This is a genomic window from Microbacterium sp. MPKO10 (genome assembly GCF_026107415.2).
In the GTDB taxonomy this organism is placed as follows: domain Bacteria; phylum Actinomycetota; class Actinomycetes; order Actinomycetales; family Microbacteriaceae; genus Paramicrobacterium.
Genome location: NZ_JAPCHX010000008.1, coordinates 39,207 through 58,049, shown reverse-complemented (window position 1 = coordinate 58,049; position 18,843 = coordinate 39,207). Strand labels below are relative to the sequence as shown.

General features: G+C 65.1%; 17 protein-coding genes. 14 read left to right on the top strand and 3 right to left on the bottom strand.

What is annotated here, in order from left to right:
* Window positions 1-130 precede the first annotated feature (130 nt).
* Window positions 131-853: a GntR family transcriptional regulator gene (locus OK352_RS16890; protein WP_265142697.1), complete on the top strand. Its 723-nt coding sequence runs from the start codon at window positions 131-133 to the stop codon at window positions 851-853.
* 15 nt (window positions 854-868) lie between these two features.
* The gene (locus tag OK352_RS16885) at window positions 869-2,386 is read left to right on the top strand and encodes a DUF4127 family protein (RefSeq protein ID WP_265142696.1); all 1,518 of its coding nucleotides are present in this window, start codon (window positions 869-871) and stop codon (window positions 2,384-2,386) included.
* On the opposite strand, the gene OK352_RS16880 is transcribed toward OK352_RS16885, so the two are convergent.
* A complete protein-coding gene (locus OK352_RS16880) occupies window positions 2,367-2,768 on the bottom strand; it encodes a MerR family transcriptional regulator (RefSeq protein ID WP_265142695.1) in 402 nt (133 codons plus the stop codon). The two genes, OK352_RS16885 and OK352_RS16880, sit on opposite strands and share 20 nt — an antisense overlap.
* Before the next feature lie 254 nt (window positions 2,769-3,022).
* Here OK352_RS16880 and OK352_RS16875 point away from each other — a divergent pair, with 254 nt between their 5' ends.
* From OK352_RS16875 to OK352_RS16865, 3 genes are all read left to right on the top strand, one after another.
* Complete coding sequence (locus tag OK352_RS16875) at window positions 3,023-3,460, top strand: HIT family protein (protein WP_265142694.1); 438 nt, start codon at window positions 3,023-3,025, stop codon at window positions 3,458-3,460.
* A gap of 8 nt (window positions 3,461-3,468) precedes the next feature.
* Window positions 3,469-5,079 carry a GMC family oxidoreductase gene (locus tag OK352_RS16870; RefSeq protein ID WP_265142693.1) on the top strand — a complete coding sequence of 537 codons (1,611 nt, stop codon included), beginning with the start codon at window positions 3,469-3,471 and terminating at the stop codon, window positions 5,077-5,079.
* Window positions 5,080-5,288: 209 nt separating this feature from the next.
* On the top strand, window positions 5,289-5,981 hold the full coding sequence (locus OK352_RS16865) for an SDR family oxidoreductase (protein ID WP_265142692.1): 693 nt from the start codon (window positions 5,289-5,291) through the stop codon (window positions 5,979-5,981).
* 57 nt (window positions 5,982-6,038) lie between these two features.
* Here OK352_RS16865 and OK352_RS16860 read toward each other — a convergent pair whose 3' ends face one another.
* On the bottom strand, window positions 6,039-6,830 hold the full coding sequence (locus OK352_RS16860) for an inositol monophosphatase family protein (RefSeq protein ID WP_265142691.1): 792 nt from the start codon (window positions 6,828-6,830) through the stop codon (window positions 6,039-6,041).
* A 110-nt stretch (window positions 6,831-6,940) separates the two neighbouring features.
* Here OK352_RS16860 and OK352_RS16855 point away from each other — a divergent pair, with 110 nt between their 5' ends.
* Window positions 6,941-7,837: a sugar phosphate isomerase/epimerase family protein gene (locus OK352_RS16855; protein ID WP_265142690.1), complete on the top strand. Its 897-nt coding sequence runs from the start codon at window positions 6,941-6,943 to the stop codon at window positions 7,835-7,837.
* A gap of 52 nt (window positions 7,838-7,889) precedes the next feature.
* Here the strand turns inward: OK352_RS16855 and OK352_RS16850 are convergent, their stop codons facing one another.
* Window positions 7,890-8,711, bottom strand: coding sequence for a BtpA family protein (locus OK352_RS16850; RefSeq protein ID WP_265142689.1), 822 nt, complete (start codon window positions 8,709-8,711; stop codon window positions 7,890-7,892).
* Window positions 8,712-8,827: 116 nt separating this feature from the next.
* Between OK352_RS16850 and OK352_RS16845 the strand changes: the two genes are divergently transcribed.
* From OK352_RS16845 to OK352_RS16810, 8 genes are all read left to right on the top strand, one after another.
* Window positions 8,828-9,607, top strand: a complete 780-nt coding sequence (locus tag OK352_RS16845) for a DeoR/GlpR family DNA-binding transcription regulator (RefSeq protein ID WP_265142687.1) — start codon at window positions 8,828-8,830, stop codon at window positions 9,605-9,607.
* 148 nt (window positions 9,608-9,755) lie between these two features.
* On the top strand, window positions 9,756-10,793 hold the full coding sequence (locus OK352_RS16840; RefSeq protein ID WP_265142686.1) for an autoinducer 2 ABC transporter substrate-binding protein: 1,038 nt from the start codon (window positions 9,756-9,758) through the stop codon (window positions 10,791-10,793).
* A gap of 60 nt (window positions 10,794-10,853) precedes the next feature.
* Window positions 10,854-12,356 (top strand): sugar ABC transporter ATP-binding protein, encoded by a 1,503-nt coding sequence (locus tag OK352_RS16835; protein ID WP_265142685.1) that lies wholly within the window; start codon window positions 10,854-10,856, stop codon window positions 12,354-12,356.
* Window positions 12,353-13,384, top strand: coding sequence for an ABC transporter permease (locus tag OK352_RS16830; RefSeq protein ID WP_265142684.1), 1,032 nt, complete (start codon window positions 12,353-12,355; stop codon window positions 13,382-13,384). Before OK352_RS16835 ends, OK352_RS16830 begins: the two co-directional genes overlap by 4 nt.
* 3 nt (window positions 13,385-13,387) lie before the next feature.
* Window positions 13,388-14,536 (top strand): ABC transporter permease, encoded by a 1,149-nt coding sequence (locus OK352_RS16825; RefSeq protein ID WP_265142683.1) that lies wholly within the window; start codon window positions 13,388-13,390, stop codon window positions 14,534-14,536.
* Window positions 14,533-16,053: an FGGY-family carbohydrate kinase gene (locus OK352_RS16820; RefSeq protein ID WP_265142682.1), complete on the top strand. Its 1,521-nt coding sequence runs from the start codon at window positions 14,533-14,535 to the stop codon at window positions 16,051-16,053. Before OK352_RS16825 ends, OK352_RS16820 begins: the two co-directional genes overlap by 4 nt.
* The gene (locus OK352_RS16815; RefSeq protein ID WP_265142681.1) at window positions 16,050-17,129 is read left to right on the top strand and encodes an aminopeptidase; all 1,080 of its coding nucleotides are present in this window, start codon (window positions 16,050-16,052) and stop codon (window positions 17,127-17,129) included. The genes OK352_RS16820 and OK352_RS16815 overlap by 4 nt, the downstream gene beginning before the upstream one ends.
* Before the next feature lie 2 nt (window positions 17,130-17,131).
* The gene (locus OK352_RS16810; RefSeq protein ID WP_265142680.1) at window positions 17,132-18,823 is read left to right on the top strand and encodes a dihydroxyacetone kinase family protein; all 1,692 of its coding nucleotides are present in this window, start codon (window positions 17,132-17,134) and stop codon (window positions 18,821-18,823) included.
* The last annotated feature ends 20 nt before the right edge of the window (window positions 18,824-18,843 follow it).

Genomic DNA, 18,843 nt, shown 5'->3' with positions numbered 1-18,843 from the left:
TGCCCTTTCCATCTTTGGCTCTGGCATACAGTGATTTGGTACATACCAATTGAAGCGGATGCTGTGAATATTGACACAGAAGTGCATCTCACGTCAAGATTGGTCATAACCATTTTGCAAAGGAGCCCAGGTGTCGGGACCAGCGCGTCAGACCAAGCACACTCAGGTGCGGGAGTACCTCGTCGAGCTCATTTCCGCCGGACTGAAGCCTGACCAGCGTCTGCCGACCGAGCGAGAGGTCGCCGAGCAGCTGGGCGTCACACGCGTGACCGTGCGCAAGGCGCTCGACGATCTCGAGAAGGATCACCTCGTCTACCGCATCCAGGGTGCGGGCACGTTCGTGAGCGAACCGCGCATCAGCAAGACATTCGAATTTCACTCGTTCTCTGAAGACATGCTCGCTCGCGATCTCACGCCCGGGTCGTCAGAGACGCAGATCACCCTCGAGGGGGCCGGCGGCCGCATCGGCTTTGCCCTGGGTCTCAGCCCAGCCGAAGAGGTAGTGCACATCATGCGCGTGCGCACGGCCGACGGTCGGCCCATGTGCCTCGAGCACTCGTATGTGCCTGCCGCCCTCGTTCCCGGCCTGGCCGACGGCATGAACGAAGACTCGCTGTACCGCGAGCTGCGCGACCGCTTCGGCATCCGCCCCGAACGGGCCGACCAGACGATTCACGCCGTCGTGCTCGATGAGCCGACGGCCGAGCTGCTGCGGGTTCCCCCGTTCTCGCCCGCCTTCAACGTGCAGCGCACCGCCTTCGACCAGAGGGGCCGCGCGATCGAGTACGCCGAGTCGCTCTACCGGGGCGACCGCTACTCGTACGACCTCTCGATCAACCGACTCTCCAGCTGACTCAGACAGGACACCATGAACTCTCACGGCCGCCGCATCGCCCTGCTTCCCCTCGACGACCGCCCCGTCAATGTGCTGCTTCCCGCAGACGTCGCGAACGTTGCCGGTGTCGCTCTCGACGTGCCCGACGCCGCGATGCTGCCGAACTATCGCGAGCAGGGAGACACGGATGCTCTGGCCGCATGGCTGCGCGAGCGGGCGAGTGACCCCGACACGACGCACCTCGTCGTCTCGGTCGACATGCTGCTCTACGGCGGGCTGATCGCGAGCCGCACATCGCACGACCCGGTGCGCGACGTGATCGCGCGCCTCGACGTGCTGCGTGAGATCAAGCGGCAGCGCCCCGAGCTCACCATCTTCGCCGTCAGTCTCGTGATGCGCGCGAGCAACTCGTACTCCAATGCGGAAGAGCCTGACTATTGGAAAGACTACGGCAAAGACCTCCACGCCCTCGGGGGTGCGCTGCATCAGCAGCTCGATCGCACCGAGACCGACGGAATCGACACGCAGATCGAGGTGCCAGACGGCATCCTCACCGATTACGCCTCGCGCCGGGCGCGCAATCACATGGTCAACATGAACGCGCTGCTGCTGCGTAGCGAGGGAACTCTCGACTTTCTCGCGATCACGGCCGATGACACCGCGACGTTCGCCGCGGGTTCGGTCGAGCAGGTGTGGCTGCGGCACTGGATGCGCTTTCTGCCCGGCGCGCGTGACACGCTCATGTACCCCGGGGCAGACGAAGTGGGCGCGGCGCTCGTTGCCCGTGCGATCGCGGCCGAGAGCAGCGTTCGCCCCACCTTCGCCGCGCTCACTGCGCAAGACGGCGGGTTCGACCGGGTGCCGCCGTTCGAGAACGGGCCTCTCGGCGGCTCCGTCGACAGGCAGATTCGCGCGGCTGGCGCTGAGCGTGTTGCCGGAGAGCCCGACGCGGCGAATGTCGACGTCGTGCTCGTGCTTCACGCACCCGATCCGGATCGGCACGATATGTTCCGCGGCTACCCCGAGACCCCTGATCTGGATGCCGCCGAGGCGACGGTCGAGCTGGTGCGGCGCTCTCTCGACGAGGGCAGTCGCGTCGCGCTCGCCGACGTGCGGTTTCCGAACGGCGCCGATGCCGAGCTGCTGAAGCGTCTCGCCGCCGAGGGGCTGCTCGAACGTCTCGAGGCGTTCGGCGCGTGGAATACGGCGGGCAACACTATCGGCAGCGTCATCTCGCTGTGCGTCGCCGGTGAAGCGGGGCGTGCGTCGGGCAGGTTCGACGCCGAGGCATCACGTCGGGCGCTGCTGACTCGTCTGCTCGATGACTACGCCTACCAGGCGGTGATCCGCAGCGAGAAGGGGGCAGACCTGTTTCCCGACCGCTTCCCGCTGGCCGACGACGCTCGGGTCGAGCACGCCTGCGCGGTCATTCGCGACGACATGAACAGGATGCTGTGCGAGTCGCTGCCCGGCGGCGACTGGTCTGTCACATCGCTGACGTTGCCGTGGCGCCGCAGCTTCGAGGTGGCGATCACCCTCGAGCGCGCGTAGCGATGTGAGAGTGCGCCGAGGCAGCATCCTCGGCCGAAATGGAGTCGTGCGCGGCATCGATGAGGTCGGCGATTCGCTGCTCCATGCTGTTCAGCTCGGCGGCGCGCCGCGCGATATGCTCCCGCTGCGCTCGGAGCTTCTCGATGGTGTCGGGCGTCGCGACGCGCGAGTTCACGCACGAGAGCTGGTCGCGAATCACCTCTGTGGTGAGGCCGGCGCGAATCAGGTGCTGAATGAACTCGACGCGCTCGATAGCCGACTCGGGGTACCGGCGCTGACCTCCCGCTGTGCGCTCTGATGCCAGCAGGCCGCTCTGCTCGTAGTACCGAACGACACGCGGCGTGACGCCCGCGGCGGCGGCGACCGCTCCGATGCTCAGCATTGTTCGCTCCTCACTGCCTGCTCCTGACGAGCCTGACTGCTCCTGATACGGAAGCCGACGTCGTGCTCGGGCTTGACCGTGACACTAGCGTCATGTTCTACGGTGACCGTAACGGTTCTCGCTCCGGGCGTCGCAGCGGCGCAGCCAGCTTCCGATGGGAACAACCACTCCAGAGGTGAATCTGTTCCCCCCGGGCGTGGCCGCCAGCGGCATCCGGAATTCATGGGATAGCGCATACGAAAGGACATTGATCGATGCCAACTCTGTTCTCACGCATCATCTCGGGGGAGCTGCCCGGGCGGTTCGTCTGGAAAGACCCAGAGGTCACAGCGTTTCTCAGCACCTCTCCCCTGAAGCCCGGTCACACGCTCGTTGTTCCGCGGCTCGAGGTCGACCGGTGGACGGATGCCGACGGCGACACGCTGCGCCGGTGCATCGACGTCGCCCAGGCCATCGGTCAGGGTGTGCAGCGGGCGTGGGACGCCCCGCGAGCCGGCGTCGTCATCGCCGGCTTCGAGGTGCCGCACCTGCACATTCACGTGGCCCCGGTCTGGGGAATGCCAGACTTCGACTTCACCAAGGCCAATCTCGAGAAAGACGAGTCGGTGCTGGATGCCGCGGCCGAGAAGCTTCGCGCGGCCCTGCTCGAGCTCGGGTACGAGCAGGCAATGGACACAGAAGCCGGGGCGTGATGACGACAATGACACGAGAATTCAGACAGATGGATGCCGCGGCTTCGCCTCGCCTCGAACTCGCTGACCGCGTTGACGACGGCAGCACCTTTGATTACATCGTGTGCGGAGCGGGATCATCGGGATCCGTCGTCGCGGGTCGACTCGCGGCAGACCCGAACGTCTCGGTGCTGCTCATCGAGAGCGGCGGTGACGATGACGATGACCGAGTGCGTGACCCCGACCTTTGGCCGGCCAACCTCGGCACCGAGCGCACGTGGGACGACGTCACCGAGCCAAACGAACGTCTGAACGGGCGACGGCTCGCGTACGCGACGGGTCGCGGTCTGGGTGGCGGCGGGTCGATCAACGCCGGTGTCTGGGCGCGCGGGCACCAGAGCGACTGGAACTCCTACGCCGAGATCACCGGCGATGACGCGTGGGGATACGAGCATGTTCTGGGCCACTATCGCGACATCGAAGACTGGCAGGGCGCCGCCGATCCCGTGCGTCGCGGCATACTCGGGCCGATGCGCGTGCGGTCATCGCTCGACGTGCACCCGCTCTTCACCTCGTTTCTCGATGGTGCAGAGGCTGTCGGCATCCCTCGATTCGACAGCTCCAACGGCATCCTGATGGAGTCGGCGTTCGGCAGCGCCGTGCGCGAAGAGAACATTCACGACGGCGTGCGGCAGGCGCCATTCCGCCGATACGTCGCCGATCGTCTGGGGCAACCGAACCTCACGGTACTTCCGCACGCCACAGTCTCGCGCGTCGTGGTCTCTGGCGGCAGAGCTCGCGGTGTCGAGTTTGTGCACGACGGCACGCTGGTGCGCGCCAACGCCGAACACGACGTCGTGCTGTCACTGGGCGCGCTGGGCACCCCCGCCGCTCTCATGCGCTCGGGGATCGGCGACGAAGACGACCTTCGCGCCCTCGGCATCCCCGTTGTGCAGCACTTGCCTGGCGTTGGGCGCAACCTTGACGACCACATGCGCTTGCCCTGCATGTGGGAGGCGACAGGTGTGCCCCTTCCGATGCCCACGCGGAGTCAGGCGGTGGTCTTCGCGGAAGACGAGTCTCGCCCGGGCGCACCGGAGTTCGTCATGTATCTGTCGCCCGCGCCATCCGTCTCGCCCGAGAGCGCTGCGCAGTACCCGCCGCCCGAGCGGTGCTTCACACTGATGCCGGCGATGCGGCTGCGGCCAGAGAGCCGTGGGCGCGTGCGACTAGCGAGTACAGACCCGCTGATCAGGCCTCGTATCGAAACGAACTTTCTCGCTGACCCAGACGACATGCGGTCGGCACTGTCTGCCGTTGCTCTGGCCCGCGAGGTCGGCAACTCGGCGGCGCTTCGCCCCTTCACCGCGCGCGAAGTCTCGCCCGCGACGTCTGCGCGCGATGTCGTCGAGTCGTTCGTGCGGAACGCCGTCGAGACGTACTGGCACCAGAGCGGCACGTGCCGCATGGGCCTCGGTGACGGAGCCGTCGTCGATTCCCGCCTTGCCGTGTACGGAGTTGAGGGGCTTCGCGTCGCCGACGCCTCGGTGCTGCCCCACGTGACGGTCGCCAACACCATGGCGCCGTCCATCGTCGTGGGGGAGCGGGCGGCAGAGATTCTCATCGTCGAACAGGGTTGATTTGGGCAGCAGATCTCGTCGGTTGATCGACTCAGCGTTACTCGGTTCCAGACGCCGGTGAGTGGATGCTGACCAGTGCAGATTCCTCTCTGCGAGAACACGGCAGCCCACGACTTGACCCTGACATTAGCGTCACATTCTACGTTGGGTGTATCGCCTCCGCACCGGGTGCGGACTGGGCGAGATCACACGGAGAGGACGAAAGAAAAATGGTGGCACTAGACGGTGCAGTTGCGGTTGTGACGGGCGCGAACCGAGGCCTGGGTCGCGAGTTCGCCCGGCAGCTCGTGGAGCGCGGTGCGCGGGTATTCGCCGGTGCGCGCGACCCGCAGAGCGTTGACCTCGATGGGGTCGAGGCGCTGCCGCTTGACATCACGAACGCAGAGCAGGCTGCCGAGGCCGCACGCGTCGCCTCGAACGCATCCATTCTGATCAACAATGCCGGCGTCTCGACGCTCGCCCGCCTGAGCGACGGCGCGCTCGACGATATTCGTCAGGAGATGGAGGTGAACTACTTCGGCACCCTCAACCTGGTTCGTGCGTTCGCTCCTGTGCTCGCGCGAAACGGGGGAGGCGCGATGCTGAACGTGTCGTCTGTAATGGCCTGGCTCGCGCTCGAGCACTCGAACTCATACGGCGCATCTAAGGCTGCGGTGTGGGCGATGTCGAACGGGCTGCGCGTTGAGCTGGCGGATGCCGGCACGCAAGTGAGCTCGATGTTCCTGGCGAGCACGGACACCGACATGATGAGAGCCTTCGACATTCCGAAGCACCGGCCGGAAGACATCGTGCGCATCGCCCTCGACCAGTTTGAGGCGGGCACGCTGGAAATCCTGGCCGACGACGCGTCTATGGGGCTGAAGGCCGGGCTGTCGCACGACCTTGGAACGCACGCCGCGTAGCGAACGGGCACGATCAGAAGTGATCAGTCGCGTCGCTCGCACTCACGGCACGTCGGCTCAGACAGTACCGCCCGTATCGGGGATCGTCAGCGGGATGTGCCGCGGATACGCCCAGATGCCACCACGGTGTGCGTCTGGGCGTATCACCGTGAGCCCGGCCTCTTCGGCGATGAGGGCCCCGGCCGCCCAGTCGAACTCGTAGAGATCGGTTTCGACGAAGGCGCTCGTCGAGCCGTCGGCAGCCATGCAGAGGCCGAGAGCGGCCGAGCCGACACTGCGCACATCTGTGAAGTTCTGCATGTAGTGCGGCAGCTGGGCGAACTGCGTCGCCCGCATCTCGCTGCTGTACGAGAAGCCCGTGCCGAACAGCACGGTGCGCGCGTCGGGGTCGGGCCCGGTCAGCTCTGCCGTGCTGCCGCGAGAGACGCGCCACGCGCCCGCGCCCCGCTGCGCGTAGTACTCCTGGCGGAGGACAGGTGCGTTCACTGCGCCCGCGATCCAGTGGCCCGACTCGACATCTTGCACCGCAACAGACGAGCCGAAGTACGGGATGCCCGTGACGAAGTTCGACGTTCCGTCGAGCGGGTCGATTGACCAGCGGTAGCGCGAAGCATCATCGCCTGTCGCGTCGAGCTCTTCGCCCGTGATGGCGTCGTCTGGGCGGCGCGCGCTGATGTAGCTGCGGATCGTCTGCTCTGCGCGACGATCGACGTCGGTGACGACGTCGCCCAGCTCACTCTTCGCCGTCACGCTGATGTGGGCGCCGATGGAGTCGTCGAGAATCAGCGCTCCGGCCTGGGCGGCGCCGCGGGCGATGATGAGTAGCTCGTCGTCGATTGATGCAGCCATGTGTGCTCCGTTCACAAACAATGCGAGAACCTCACACGGTACCAACAGTGTGCGAGAAAATCTCAGCTAGGGTGGGAACAACGATGGGGACGCCAGAGAGGACAGCACCGGTGGCACTCGGCATCAACACGTGCTTCGCTGTGAAGCGGTGGACGCGACCAGACGAGATACTGCACATCGTCAGTAACCAGCTCGGCCTGCAGATGTGCCAGCTGAGCGTCGACACCCTGCCGTTGGCCGACCCTCGGTCGGCAGAGGCGCGCACGTACGTGCGCCAGTTCGCGCAGGCCGCCGAAGCCGCCGGCGTCGAGGTGCATTCGATCTTCACCGGCCTCGCCGCATATTCGACGAACCTGCTGCTGAGCGAAGACGTCGCCGCGCGTGACGCAGCTGAAGGCTGGTATGCGAGCCTGATCGAGCTCGGCGGCATCGCCGGAGCCCGCTCGGTCGGCGGGCACATCGGTGCGCTCACGATCGCGACGGCCTCAGAGCCCGCGCATCGCGAGCGTGCGCTCGATGAACTGCGCGAGCGGATGCTGCGGCTGTCGGAGCGCGCCGAGGCCGAAGGGCTGTCGACGCTCCTGTTAGAGAACATGGCGGTCGAACGTGAACCGGGGTCGCTGCTCGAGGATGCTGTGGAATGGGAAGCCTCGCTGGCGACAGCATCCGTTCCCTGGCAGCTGTGTCTTGACGTGGGGCACCCCGTGGCGATGGCGCCGAGTGACGACGATGACGCACTCGCGCCCTGGTTCGCCACACGCTGGACCACGAACCCCATGCTGCAGCTGCAGAACTCGCGCCCCGGCGCCGACATGCACGCGGGGGTCGACGAAGCCGACCCGATGAGCGGCGTGAACCCCGCCCGCGTTGCCGCGGCGCTCGCCGATGCGGGGTGGAGCGAGAGCCCGCTGCTGATCGAGGTCATGCCCGCACACGAGCTGCGCGACGACGCCGTCGTGCCGATGCTGCGCCGCACTGTTGATGTCTGGACGAAGGTGCTCGCCTGATGTCCAGCCACAGCGCGCCAGCTCGTGACACGACGGCGTCTGCGGTTCACTGCTACGCAGCGACCTCCGCGCGGTATGACCGCGCTGCTGACATGAGCTCTTCGACCCGCGATTGGTCGGCAGAGTTCTCGAACTTTCCATCCTTCTTGAAGAAGGTGCCCACGATGGCGCCGTCGGCGACAGAGAGCTGGTCGGCGACGTTATCGGCCTTCACGCCGGTGTTTACAAACACGGGCACATCGCCCGCCGCCTGCTTCACGATCGACACCGACTGCGTGTCTGTCGGAGCGCCGGCGGTGAGACCAGACACGCAGAGCGCGTCGGGCAGCGTTGCAAACACCGTCGAGCGGGCGATCGACGAGAGGTCGCGCTCGGCCAGGTATGCCGCTGATTCCGGAACGATGTTGAAGAACAGCTTGACGCCCCCGGCACCGATGCGATGACGATGACGAGAAACCTCACCGACGTTGGTGTTCCACAGGCCGAAGTCGCTCGCGTAGACGCCCGTGAAGATCTCGCGCACGAACGCGGCATCCGTCGCAACGGCCAGGTCGATCGACGCGCGAGCATCCCACAGAACGTTGACGCCGTATGGCACCGCGAGGTCGCTCGTCAGCTCGCCGATGACCCGGGCCATCGTCACCGACGTGATTCGCTCGGTGTCGGTCAGATACGGAAGGCTGAACTCGTTGGAGATCAGCACGCCGTCGACGCCGCCGCTTTGCAGGGCGTTCAGTTCGCGCTTCGCCCTGTCGACGATTGCGGCGATACCGGCGTTGGAGTCATAGCCTGGATCACCGGGCAGTGCGGAAAGATGAAGCATCCCCACAACGGGTTTCGGTGATGAGAAGACGTCGGGCAGCCAGTTGGTCATTGTTCCTCGTTTCAGCTCTGACGCAGAGGTGATGGTATGAATTCACAAGAGCCTAACCATAAGTGAACAATTAACACAAGAGAGACCCCGCGACGGGGTCAGAAGGGACGGATGCTATGGCGATGGAAGCCCACGAGCGTCGCGCACGTGTTGAGCAGCGGGTGCTTGCCGATGGAGAGGCGGAGTTTCGCACACTGGCCCTGGAGTTCGACGTGTCTGAGATGACGATCAGGCGGGATATCGAGCTTCTCGAAGAAAAGGGCAGCGTTCGCCGGGTGGTCGGCGGCGCCATCGCATCGCGCGGGAAGGCGTCAGAGCCGACGTTCACCTCTCGCGCGCTGATGGGTGCTCGCGAGAAGGCGCACATCGCGGCGGCGGCCGTGGAGCTGCTGAAGCCCGGCGAGACAGTCGCGCTCGACAGCGGCAGCACCGTGCTCGCCGTTGCACGTGCGATCAGAGGGCGCGGTCTCGGCCTCACGATCATCACTCCGAGCATTCTCGTTGCGCTTGAGCTTCACGATGAGCCGAATACGAAAATCGTGATGACCGGGGGAATGGTGCGCCCGGGCGAGCTCAGTCTTATCGGCGCGCCGTCTGTGGCGTCGTTCGCCCAATACAACTGCGACGTCTTCGTCATGGGCGTCGCCGGCGTCGATGGCAAACGGGGTCTCTCGGACTACAACAGCGAGGAAGGCGCCGTGAAGAAGGCGGCGATGCAGACGGCCGACCGCGTCATCGTGGTGGCGGATGCCTCCAAACTCGGCCGCGTGCAGCTGATGAACGTCGCCGGCCCCGGTGAGATCACCGCGCTTGTCACAGACGGGGATTCCGAAAACCCTGCCCTCACGGGCTTCCGCGCCGCTGGCGTTGCCGTGGAGTGCGTTCCCGCGCGCTGACGGCAGAACGCCGGCGTTACTCAATTGTTGTTAATTCACATGATGACGTCGTATTGACAAATTCACACAGATGCATTTAGGTTCCTGGGAGGGTGTCATTTAATCCCGTCACCGACCCGTGGTGAGGGAATATCACAAAGGAGTGCACATGCATCGGAAACTTACCTCGGGCCTCGCGCTCGGGGCCGTCGCCCTTCTCGCTCTCACCGGCTGCGGAACCGTCGGTGGCGGAGGCGGAGGAACAGACGACGGCGAAGCACTATCGCCCGAAGACATGACCATGGTCACTGTCGTGAAGATCACCGGCGTCGGCTGGTTCGACCGCATGGAGATCGGCGTCAATGAATTCGCCGAAGAGAGCGGAGTCGACGCGCGTCAGGAAGGCGCTGACGACGCGAGCCCTGAGAAGCAGGTTCAGATCATTCAGGACCTCATTCCGCAGGCGCCAACGGCGATCACCGTCGTTCCGAACTCGCCGAAGGCCCTCGAGACGGTTCTCGAGCAGGCGCGCGACCAGGGAATCATCGTCGTCACCCACGAAGCCGCTGGAATCGAGAACGCCGACATCGACATCGAAGCGTTCGACAATAAGGCGTATGGTGCCCAGATTATGGACAACCTCGCTGAGTGCACGGGTGAGTCGGGTGAGTACGTGACGTTCGTGGGCGGACTGACCGCGAAGACGCACATGGAGTGGGCCGCCGGAGCTCAAGAGCAGCAAGAGGCCGAGTACCCCGACATGAAGCGTGTCGAAGACCCGATTGAGACCAAGGAAGACGAGAACGTCGCCTACCAGCGCGCGAAGGAGCTGCTCGCGAAGTACCCCGATCTCAAGGGCTTCCAGGGCTCGGCAGGAACCGACGTCGCCGGCATCGCTCGTGCGGTTCAGGAGGCCGGTCTCGAAGACAGCGTCTGCGTGATGGGCACCAGCATCCCGTCAGTCGCCAAGAAATATCTCGAAGACGGATCGATCGACAAGGCGTTCTTCTGGGACCCGGCACTGGCCGGCAAGGCGCAGCTGAAGATCGCTGAGCTGCTGGCCAGCGGCAAGAAGATCGAAGAGGGCACCGATCTCGGGATCGAGGGCTATGAGTCGCTGACGAAGCTTGACGGCTTCGACAACGTCTACGTCGGAGATGCCGCGATCGAAGTTGACGCAGATAACGTCGACGACTTCGACTTCTGATCCTTTTCACCCCAGGCTGGCGGTGGGGCTCGCAGGAGCCTCACCGCCGAAAGGACAACAATGGCCGAACGCAATGAAGCGCCCGTTCTCGAAGTGCGCGGCATCGTCAAAGTCTTCGGAGGAGTGACGGCACTCGACGGTGTATCCATGTCGCTCCTGCCCGGGCGCGTGCACTGCCTCGCCGGTGAGAACGGCAGTGGCAAATCCACGCTCATCAAGATCATCAGCGGCGTGGATACCCCGGATGCCGGGGAGATTCTCATTGACGGCGAAGCGATGAGCGGCATGACGCCCGCCCGAGCGTTGCGAGCCGGCATCCAGGTGATCTATCAAGACTTCTCGCTCTTCCCGAACCTCACCGTGGCCGAGAACATTGTGCTTCCCGCGGCGATCGCCTCGCGCAAGAAACTGTTCAATCGGGCCAGAAGTCGCCCCGGCGCGCAGCGCATCGTCGACGAGCTGGGCCTCACCCTCGACTTGGACGCCGACGTCGAGAAACTCTCGGTCGCCGACCGTCAGCTCACGGCGATCTGCCGCGCTTTGGTGCAAGACGCCCGCATCCTCTTCATGGACGAGCCGACAACGGCCCTCACTCACTCCGAGGTCGCCAGGCTCTTCGGCCTCGTGCGCAAACTGCAGGAACGCGGCGTCGCCATCGTGTTCGTCAGCCACAAACTCGACGAAGTGCTCGAGGTGTCCCACGACATCACGGTGCTGCGCAGCGGTCAGCTCGTCGCCAGCGGAGACGCACGCGAGTACAGCGTGCAGTCGCTGACCGTCGCGATGACCGGGCGCGACGTCGACACCACACGCCTGGTGAACGACCTTGGCAAGCGAGGCGCGCCTCTGCTCGAGGTATCACGGCTTGACCTCCCCGGTGCCTTCACCGACATCTCATTCGACCTCGCGCCCGGGGAGATTCTCGGCATCACCGGGCTTCTCGGCTCCGGCCGCGGCGAGATCGTCGAGGCGCTGTTCGGCTTGCTGAAGCCCGAATCCGGAACCGTGACGGTCAACGGAGCGGCGCTGCGCCCCGGCAGCATCCGCTCATCGATCTCTGCCGGAATCGGCTACGTTCCCGAAGACCGGCTGACGCAGGGCCTGTTTCTCGAAAAGTCGATTGCCGACAACATCATCGCGGGGTCGCTCGACAGCCACGCGCGCGGAAAAGTCGTGCTCAGCCAGAAGCGCATCGCCGAGACGATCTCGACGCTGTTCACCCGACTGCGCATCAAAGCGCCAAGCGTCGCCGCGCCCGTGCGCTCGCTCTCGGGCGGAAATGCGCAGCGCGTCGTGCTGGCCAAGTGGCTCGCGACGAAGCCGAAGATCCTGATTCTCAACGGGCCAACCGTCGGCGTCGACGTCGGCTCGAAGAACGAGATTCTCACAATTCTGCGCGACGCGGCCCGCGAGGGCATGGGAGTCATCATGATCTCTGACGACGTGCCCGAGCTCGTCTCCATCTGCAACCGCGTGCTCATCGTGCGCCGCGGGTCTCTCGTCGCCGAGTTCGACAGCGAGCAGATCGAGGCACAGCGAATTCAGGAGGTGATGGCCGCGTGACACTCGCACAGCGCATGAAGACACTGGCGCCCCGGCTGGTCGGCGCGAACAACGAGGGCGTGCTCGCCATCATCATCGTCGTGCTCATCATCGTGATGAGCCTGCTCAGCCCGTCATTCTTCACCGTGCACACGCTGTTCTCGATCGTGCGCTCCGCACTCGTGCCGAGCATCCTCGCGATTGCCGTGCTGCTCGTCATCATCTCGGGCGGCATCGATGTCTCATTCGCCGCTATCGCGATCTTCGCCGCCTACACGACAGTGCACCTGGCGCAACAGGGGCAGTTCGATCCGGGCATCATCGGCATCCTGCTGTTCGCTTGCGCGATCGGAGCCGTGCTCGGGTTCGTGAACGGTGCGGTGATCGCGCGCTTCCGATTGCCGACGCTCATCGTCACCCTTGCCACCCAGGGCATTTTCCGCGGCATCCTTCTGGTCTACATCGGGTCGCGCTATATCGCGCAGCTGCCCGACAGCATGGCCGGTCTCTCGACGGCGAACCTCATCGCCATCGACAGCAGCCGCTCGTACCTGCCGCTTCTCGTGGTTCCCGTCGCCGTGATCGTGCTGATCGTTGCCTGGATGCTGCGCCGCACGATGTTCGGGCGCGGCATCTACGCCATCGGAGGCGACACCGAGGCGGCACGTCGTGCCGGCTTCCCCGTCGTGCGCTTCCAGATCATCCTCTACATGATGGTCGGGGCGATCGCGGCAATCGGGGGTCTCATCCACGTGATCCTGAACCGCAACGCGAACCCGCAAGACATCGTCGGCACCGAGCTCGACGTCATCGCCGCCGTCGTGCTGGGCGGCGCCTCCATCTTCGGCGGTCGCGGTTCGGTTCTCGGCACAGTGCTCGGCGTCGTGCTGGTGCAGCTCATCAACAACAGTCTGCTGCTGATGGGCGTTCCGACGGCGTGGCAGCGCGCAGCCGTCGGCCTGCTGCTCGTCGTCGGCGTGGGAATTCAAGCTCTCTCGGCACGGCGCGCGTCACGACGAACGTTCGTACTCGACACAGTGGAGGCGTAGCCCATGCCTATTCGCACTCATCAATCAGCAGCTGGGCAGGTCAATTCGCGCATCGACAACACGGTGCGCACGTGGATCTCGCACATTCATGTCGACCGCGGAATCGGGCGGATGCTGGTGCTGCTGGTCATCGCCTTTGCCCTGTTCGCCGTGCTGAACCCCCGGGTCTTCATGAACCCGCTGAATCTGCAGAACATCATGGTGTCGGCGCCCGAAGTCGGAATTCTCGCTATCGCGATGACTCTCGCGATGCTCACGGGTGGAATCGATCTTTCCCTCGTCTCGATCGCGAACCTCACGGCCATCACGATCAGCACGATGTACACCGGCCTCGTCGGCAGCGACCCGGCGCTCGCCGAATCGCTGGGCGGGGTGATCGTGCTCGTCGGCATCGCCGTCGGTGTGCTCGCCGGGCTCATCAACGCATTTCTGATCAGCACGGTCGGCATCACCCCGATTCTCGCCACACTCGCGACGATGCAGATCTTCAACGGCATCGCCATTGTGTGGACGGGCGGCAAGACCCTCTACGGCGCCCCGCAGGCGCTGTCTGCCGTGGGCAAGTCAACCGTCGCGGGCGTTCCCGTGCTGTTTCTGCTGTTCCTCGTTGTCGCCATCGTGATCGGGCTGCTCGTGAACCGCACGCCGTTCGGGCGAAAGACGCAGCTGCAGGGTGCGAACCCGACGGCGGCGCGCTTCTCCGGCATCCGGAGTGCATCAGTGCTGTACGGCACGTACCTCACCACCGGTCTGCTGGGCGGGCTCGCCGGTGTGCTGTTCGTCACACGCAACCCGACGGCCAGCGCCGACTACGGAACCTCGTACGTGCTGCTCGTCATCGTGATCGCCGTGCTCGGCGGAACGAACCCCATGGGCGGGTTCGCGACGGTCACGGGCGTCGTGCTCGCCACCCTCGTGCTGCAGGTCGTGCAGTCGGGCTTCAACGCGATTCGCCTCTCGTCGTACGAGTACTCGATCGCGCAGGGAGTCATTCTGATCGGGGTGATGGTGTTCGACCAGCTGCGGTTCCGACGACGAACGCGCTACGTCGCCTCGACGCAGACGCGTAACATCGCGTCGATGTCGAACGTCGGCGAGGATGCTGATGAGACCCCCGACACAGCAGGCGCAGACTCGGTGGAGACGAAGTGACGCAGTATTTTCTGGGAATCGACATCGGCACCTACGAGACGAAGGGAGTGCTCGTCGATACGGCCGGAGCTGTGTTCGCGACGGCACGCGCGCGCCACGGCATCTCGACCCCGCACCCCGGGCACGTCGAGCATGACGCACTGGATGTCTGGTGGAGCGACTTCACGCGCGTCTCTCGTGAGCTTGTCGGCCAGCTGGCGCCTGACGACGAGATTCTTGCGGTGTCGTGCAGCGCCATCGGGCCGTGCGTTCTGCCCGTCGACGCGCAGCTGAACCCGCTGCGGCCCGCTATCCTCTACGGCGTCGACACGAGAGCAGACGAGCAGATCGCCGATTTCGAGCGTCGCATCGGCGCGGACGAGATCTTCCGCCGCTCGGGCAACACGCTCACGAGCCAGTCGGCAGGGCCCAAGATCGCGTGGATCATCGAGAACGAGCCCGAGGTGGCCGAGGCGGCACGGTGGTACATGACGAGCCAGAGCTTTCTGGTGGCCAGGCTCACGGGCGAGGTGGTGATCGACCACGCGACGGCCGGCTACTATCACCCGTTCTACGACCTGGCACGGGGATGCTGGGATCTCACGGGCTTCACCGATCTGCTGCGCGTCGAGCAGCTGCCGGCACTGCGCTGGTCGAGTGAGGTCGCCGGGCAGGTCACAGCCGAAGGCGCTGCAGACACCGGCGTCCCTGAGGGCACTCCCGTGCTGACGGGAACGACTGATGCTGTTGCCGAGGCCATCGGGGCATCCGTTCTCGACGATGGCGACCTCATGCTCATGTACGGATCGAGCGGGTACATGATTCGCGTGGCGTCTGAGCCGATCGCCGACGCCGTGCTGTGGTCGGCGCCGTTCGCCTTCCCCGGCCGCTACGTTCTCGCCGCCGGAACTTCGACGGCCGGAACGGCGACACGCTGGATCGCGGACATGCTGGGGCTCGACGAGGGGGAAGGAGACGCGGCGCTCTTCACTGAGCTGATGCGTCTCGTGCACGACGCTCCGGTGGGGGCCGGCGGCGTCGTGCACATTCCGCACTTCAGCGGCGAACGCACGCCGTTTCACGATGCGGATGCCCGAGGCGTGTTCACGGGCATCTCACTGACGACGAGCCGGGCCGACATGGCGCGCGCCGTGATCGAGGGCGTAGCCCACTCGGTCGTCGCGGCCGTGCGCTCGTACGCCGAGATCGGCATGGAGCCGAAGCGGGTGATGGCGATCGGCGGCGGAACGAAGAACGACGTGCTCGTGCAGACGGTGAGCGATCTGCTCGGCTTCGACCAAAACTGCGCCGCAACGATCGGCGCTGCCTACGGCGACGCGATTCTCGCAGCCCTCGGCCTCGAGTCCACATCGCAGGCCGACATCCGCGACAACTGGGTATCGACCGACGCGACAGTCGAACCGCGTGCGAGCGATGACCCCGCCCTCACCACGCTGACCCGTGCCCACGACGAATTTATCGCAACCTACCGTGCGCTGCGCGGTGCCCGAACTGCCGAAGAGGAGACAACAGAATGAGCAGGTGGCCCGAGCTGGCTTCGCACCTGGCCAACGTCAACGAGGTGACAGAGGGGAGCCGCGTCAGCATCTTCATCACGTCGCCCGCCGTCGCCGATGCCGCCGACGCGTTCGTTCGCGAGGTGTATCGCCGCGGCGGTCTGCCGCAGGTGCAGTTAACAGACGAGACCTACGACAGGCATGCTCTCGACTTCGCGTCGGACGACGTGCTGAGCGCCCCGGGACCCATGGAGCTCGTGTCGATGAACTGGGCCGATGTGCACGTCTCGTTCCGCGGCATGGTGGTGCCGCCCGACAGCATCGACGAGCGCAGGCTCGGCCTGCAACGGGCGGGCAAGGGCACCGTGTCGACGGCGCGCTGGCAGAACACACGGTGGACTCTCGTGCGCGTTCCGAGTCCAGAGTGGGCCGAGCTGATCGGTGTGGGCTACACGGATCTCATGACCGAGTTCTTCGCATCGACGCTCGCCGACTGGCCAGCGCACAAGCGTTCGCTCGATGAGCTGTGTGCGCAGCTCGACGCGACATCGGTTGTGCGCATTCAGGATTCCGATACCGACCTCGTTCTCAATTGCGCAGGCAGAACCTGGGTGCCCTTCGCGGGCGACGCCAACCTTCCAGACGGTGAGATCGCGACGGCGCCACGTGAAGACGGCGTCGACGGCGGCATCCTGTTCCCTGGAACATTCTGGTTCGGCGGAGCCCGCATCACCGATCTCGAGCTCGAGTTCGAGCGCGGGGTGGTCACCGCAGCGAGCGCCCGCGAGGGAAGCGAGTTCGTCTCGCGCATCCTCGACACACCGGGAGCACGCACTGTCGGCGAACTGGGCATCGGCACGAACCCCGCGATGACGACGCTCACGGGCGACCTGCTGCTCGACGAGAAGATTCTCGGCACGGTTCACCTCGCCCTCGGGCGCTCATATCCGCAGTGCGGCGGGCTCAACGAGTCAACGATCCACTGGGATATCGTCAAAGATCTTCGCGGCGGCGGTAACCTGTTCGCCGACGAGACACCGCTCATCGAGAACGGTCAGGTGCAGCCCACGCTGACGCGCGAGTACTCCGGAGGATGACAATGCGAAAGATCATCAATTCAGCAGATGACTTCGTCGACGAGGTTCTTGACGGAATCCTCCTCGCACACGGCACTCGGCTGCGAGCGGCGACGAGTGACAGGCGGGCGCTCGTGCGGGCCGATGCGCCGGCGGAGGGCCGCGTGGGCATCGTCACCGGCGGCGGCTCGGGGCACCTGCCGTTCTTCCTCGGCTATGTCGGTACCGGACTCTGTTCGGCAGTTGCCGTCGGCAACGTGTTCTCATCACCCTCCTCGGCGCAGATTCACGCGGCATCCGTCGCTGTTTCATCTGGAGCCGGTTTGCTGTATCTGTACGGCAACTACGGCGGTGACGTCTACAACTTCGACATGGCCGCTGACCTCTGCCGTTCGGCGGGGATCGAGGTGCGCACGGTGCTCGGCATTGACGACATCGAGTCGGCCCCGGCGGGAAGCGAAGAGACGCGCCGTGGAGTCGCCGGTCTCGTTCTCGTGTACAAGGCGGCCGGTGCAGCTGCCGAGCGTCTGTACGATCTCGATGATGTCGAACGCGTCGCCCGCAAAGCGGTCGAATCGACGCGGACAATGGGGGTCGGACTCTCTCCGACCGTGCTCCCGGCGGCCGGAGAGGAAACCTTCTCGCTGGACGACGGTGAGATGGAGATCGGTGTCGGGATTCACGGCGAGAAAGGTACCCATCGCGGGCCCCTCGAGACGGCCGACCAAATCACCGATCGATTTATTGCCCAGCTCGAGACCGAGCTGGAGCTCACGGACGGTGCCCGAGTCGCCGTTCTTGTCAACGGGCTCGGATCGACGCCGCTTGAGGAACTCTACGTGGTGTACCGGCGCGTGCACCGTGTCCTTGCCGAGCGTGGCGTGACGATTGCGTACAAGCTGATCGGCGAGTATGTGACGAGCCTCGAGATGGCCGGTGCCTCCTTGTCAATCATGCAGCTCGACGATGAGCTGGAAGAGCTGCTGCATGATCCTGCGGCGTCACCGTTCTTTCAGCAGGGTGCAGTGGCAGACATCGACGTAGCACCGACATCCGGTCATGTGGATGCCGGTGGTGCAACCGCCGTGGACGTGGGGCGCACGGGAACGCGCAGTGTGCTGCGGGATGTTCTGCTCTCGGCGTTGCCGCGAATGAGTGCGCACACTGACGAGCTGCGCGACCTCGACGCGGCACTCGGGGACGGTGACTTGGGCATCACCGTGTCGGCAGGGAGCGACGCCGTGATTGGGGCGCTGGAGGGTCTCCCCGAAGACGCGGATGCACGCAGCATCCTGACGACTGCGGGTCTGGAATTCGCGGCGGCGAATCCGTCAACATTCGCCGCGCTTCTGGGCAACGGACTGATCGGCGCCGCCGAGATCTTCGAGCCTCAGGAAGATTTGACGTCAGGGCGGGTGTCGGTAGTGGTGCGCGCGGTCGTCGACCCTATTGCCGAAAGCGGAGGGGCGCACGTGGGCGACAAGACACTGCTCGATGTCCTGGATGCTGTTGCCGCAGCGCTTGAGCAGGGCGCGACGCCTGAGCGCGCCGTGGGCGTTGCGCGCGCAACTGTCGAGTCGACAACGCAGCTCCAGTCGAAGCGCGGCCGAGCGGCGTGGCAGCAGGAGCGCTCGATCGGGCAGGCCGACCCGGGCAGCGTCGCGGTGCTGCGGTTCATCGACGAGATCGTCAGAGCTGCGACGACCGCACGTTGACGGTTGGGGCAGTCGACAGG

Excerpts from the sequence above, each read along its gene's own strand:
- OK352_RS16885 (WP_265142696.1), top strand. The coding sequence starts at position 869 with ATGAACTCTCACGGCCGCCGCATCGCCCTGCTTCCCCTCGACGACCGC.
- OK352_RS16860 (WP_265142691.1), bottom strand. The coding sequence starts at position 6,830 with ATGGCTGCATCAATCGACGACGAGCTACTCATCATCGCCCGCGGCGCC.
- OK352_RS16870 (WP_265142693.1), top strand. The coding sequence starts at position 3,469 with ATGACACGAGAATTCAGACAGATGGATGCCGCGGCTTCGCCTCGCCTC.
- OK352_RS16845 (WP_265142687.1), top strand. The coding sequence starts at position 8,828 with ATGGCGATGGAAGCCCACGAGCGTCGCGCACGTGTTGAGCAGCGGGTG.
- OK352_RS16810 (WP_265142680.1), top strand. The coding sequence starts at position 17,132 with ATGCGAAAGATCATCAATTCAGCAGATGACTTCGTCGACGAGGTTCTT.
- OK352_RS16835 (WP_265142685.1), top strand. The coding sequence starts at position 10,854 with ATGGCCGAACGCAATGAAGCGCCCGTTCTCGAAGTGCGCGGCATCGTC.
- OK352_RS16865 (WP_265142692.1), top strand. The coding sequence starts at position 5,289 with ATGGTGGCACTAGACGGTGCAGTTGCGGTTGTGACGGGCGCGAACCGA.
- OK352_RS16880 (WP_265142695.1), bottom strand. The coding sequence starts at position 2,768 with ATGCTGAGCATCGGAGCGGTCGCCGCCGCCGCGGGCGTCACGCCGCGT.
- OK352_RS16840 (WP_265142686.1), top strand. The coding sequence starts at position 9,756 with ATGCATCGGAAACTTACCTCGGGCCTCGCGCTCGGGGCCGTCGCCCTT.
- OK352_RS16850 (WP_265142689.1), bottom strand. The coding sequence starts at position 8,711 with ATGACCAACTGGCTGCCCGACGTCTTCTCATCACCGAAACCCGTTGTG.
- OK352_RS16875 (WP_265142694.1), top strand. The coding sequence starts at position 3,023 with ATGCCAACTCTGTTCTCACGCATCATCTCGGGGGAGCTGCCCGGGCGG.
- OK352_RS16815 (WP_265142681.1), top strand. The coding sequence starts at position 16,050 with ATGAGCAGGTGGCCCGAGCTGGCTTCGCACCTGGCCAACGTCAACGAG.
- OK352_RS16825 (WP_265142683.1), top strand. The coding sequence starts at position 13,388 with ATGCCTATTCGCACTCATCAATCAGCAGCTGGGCAGGTCAATTCGCGC.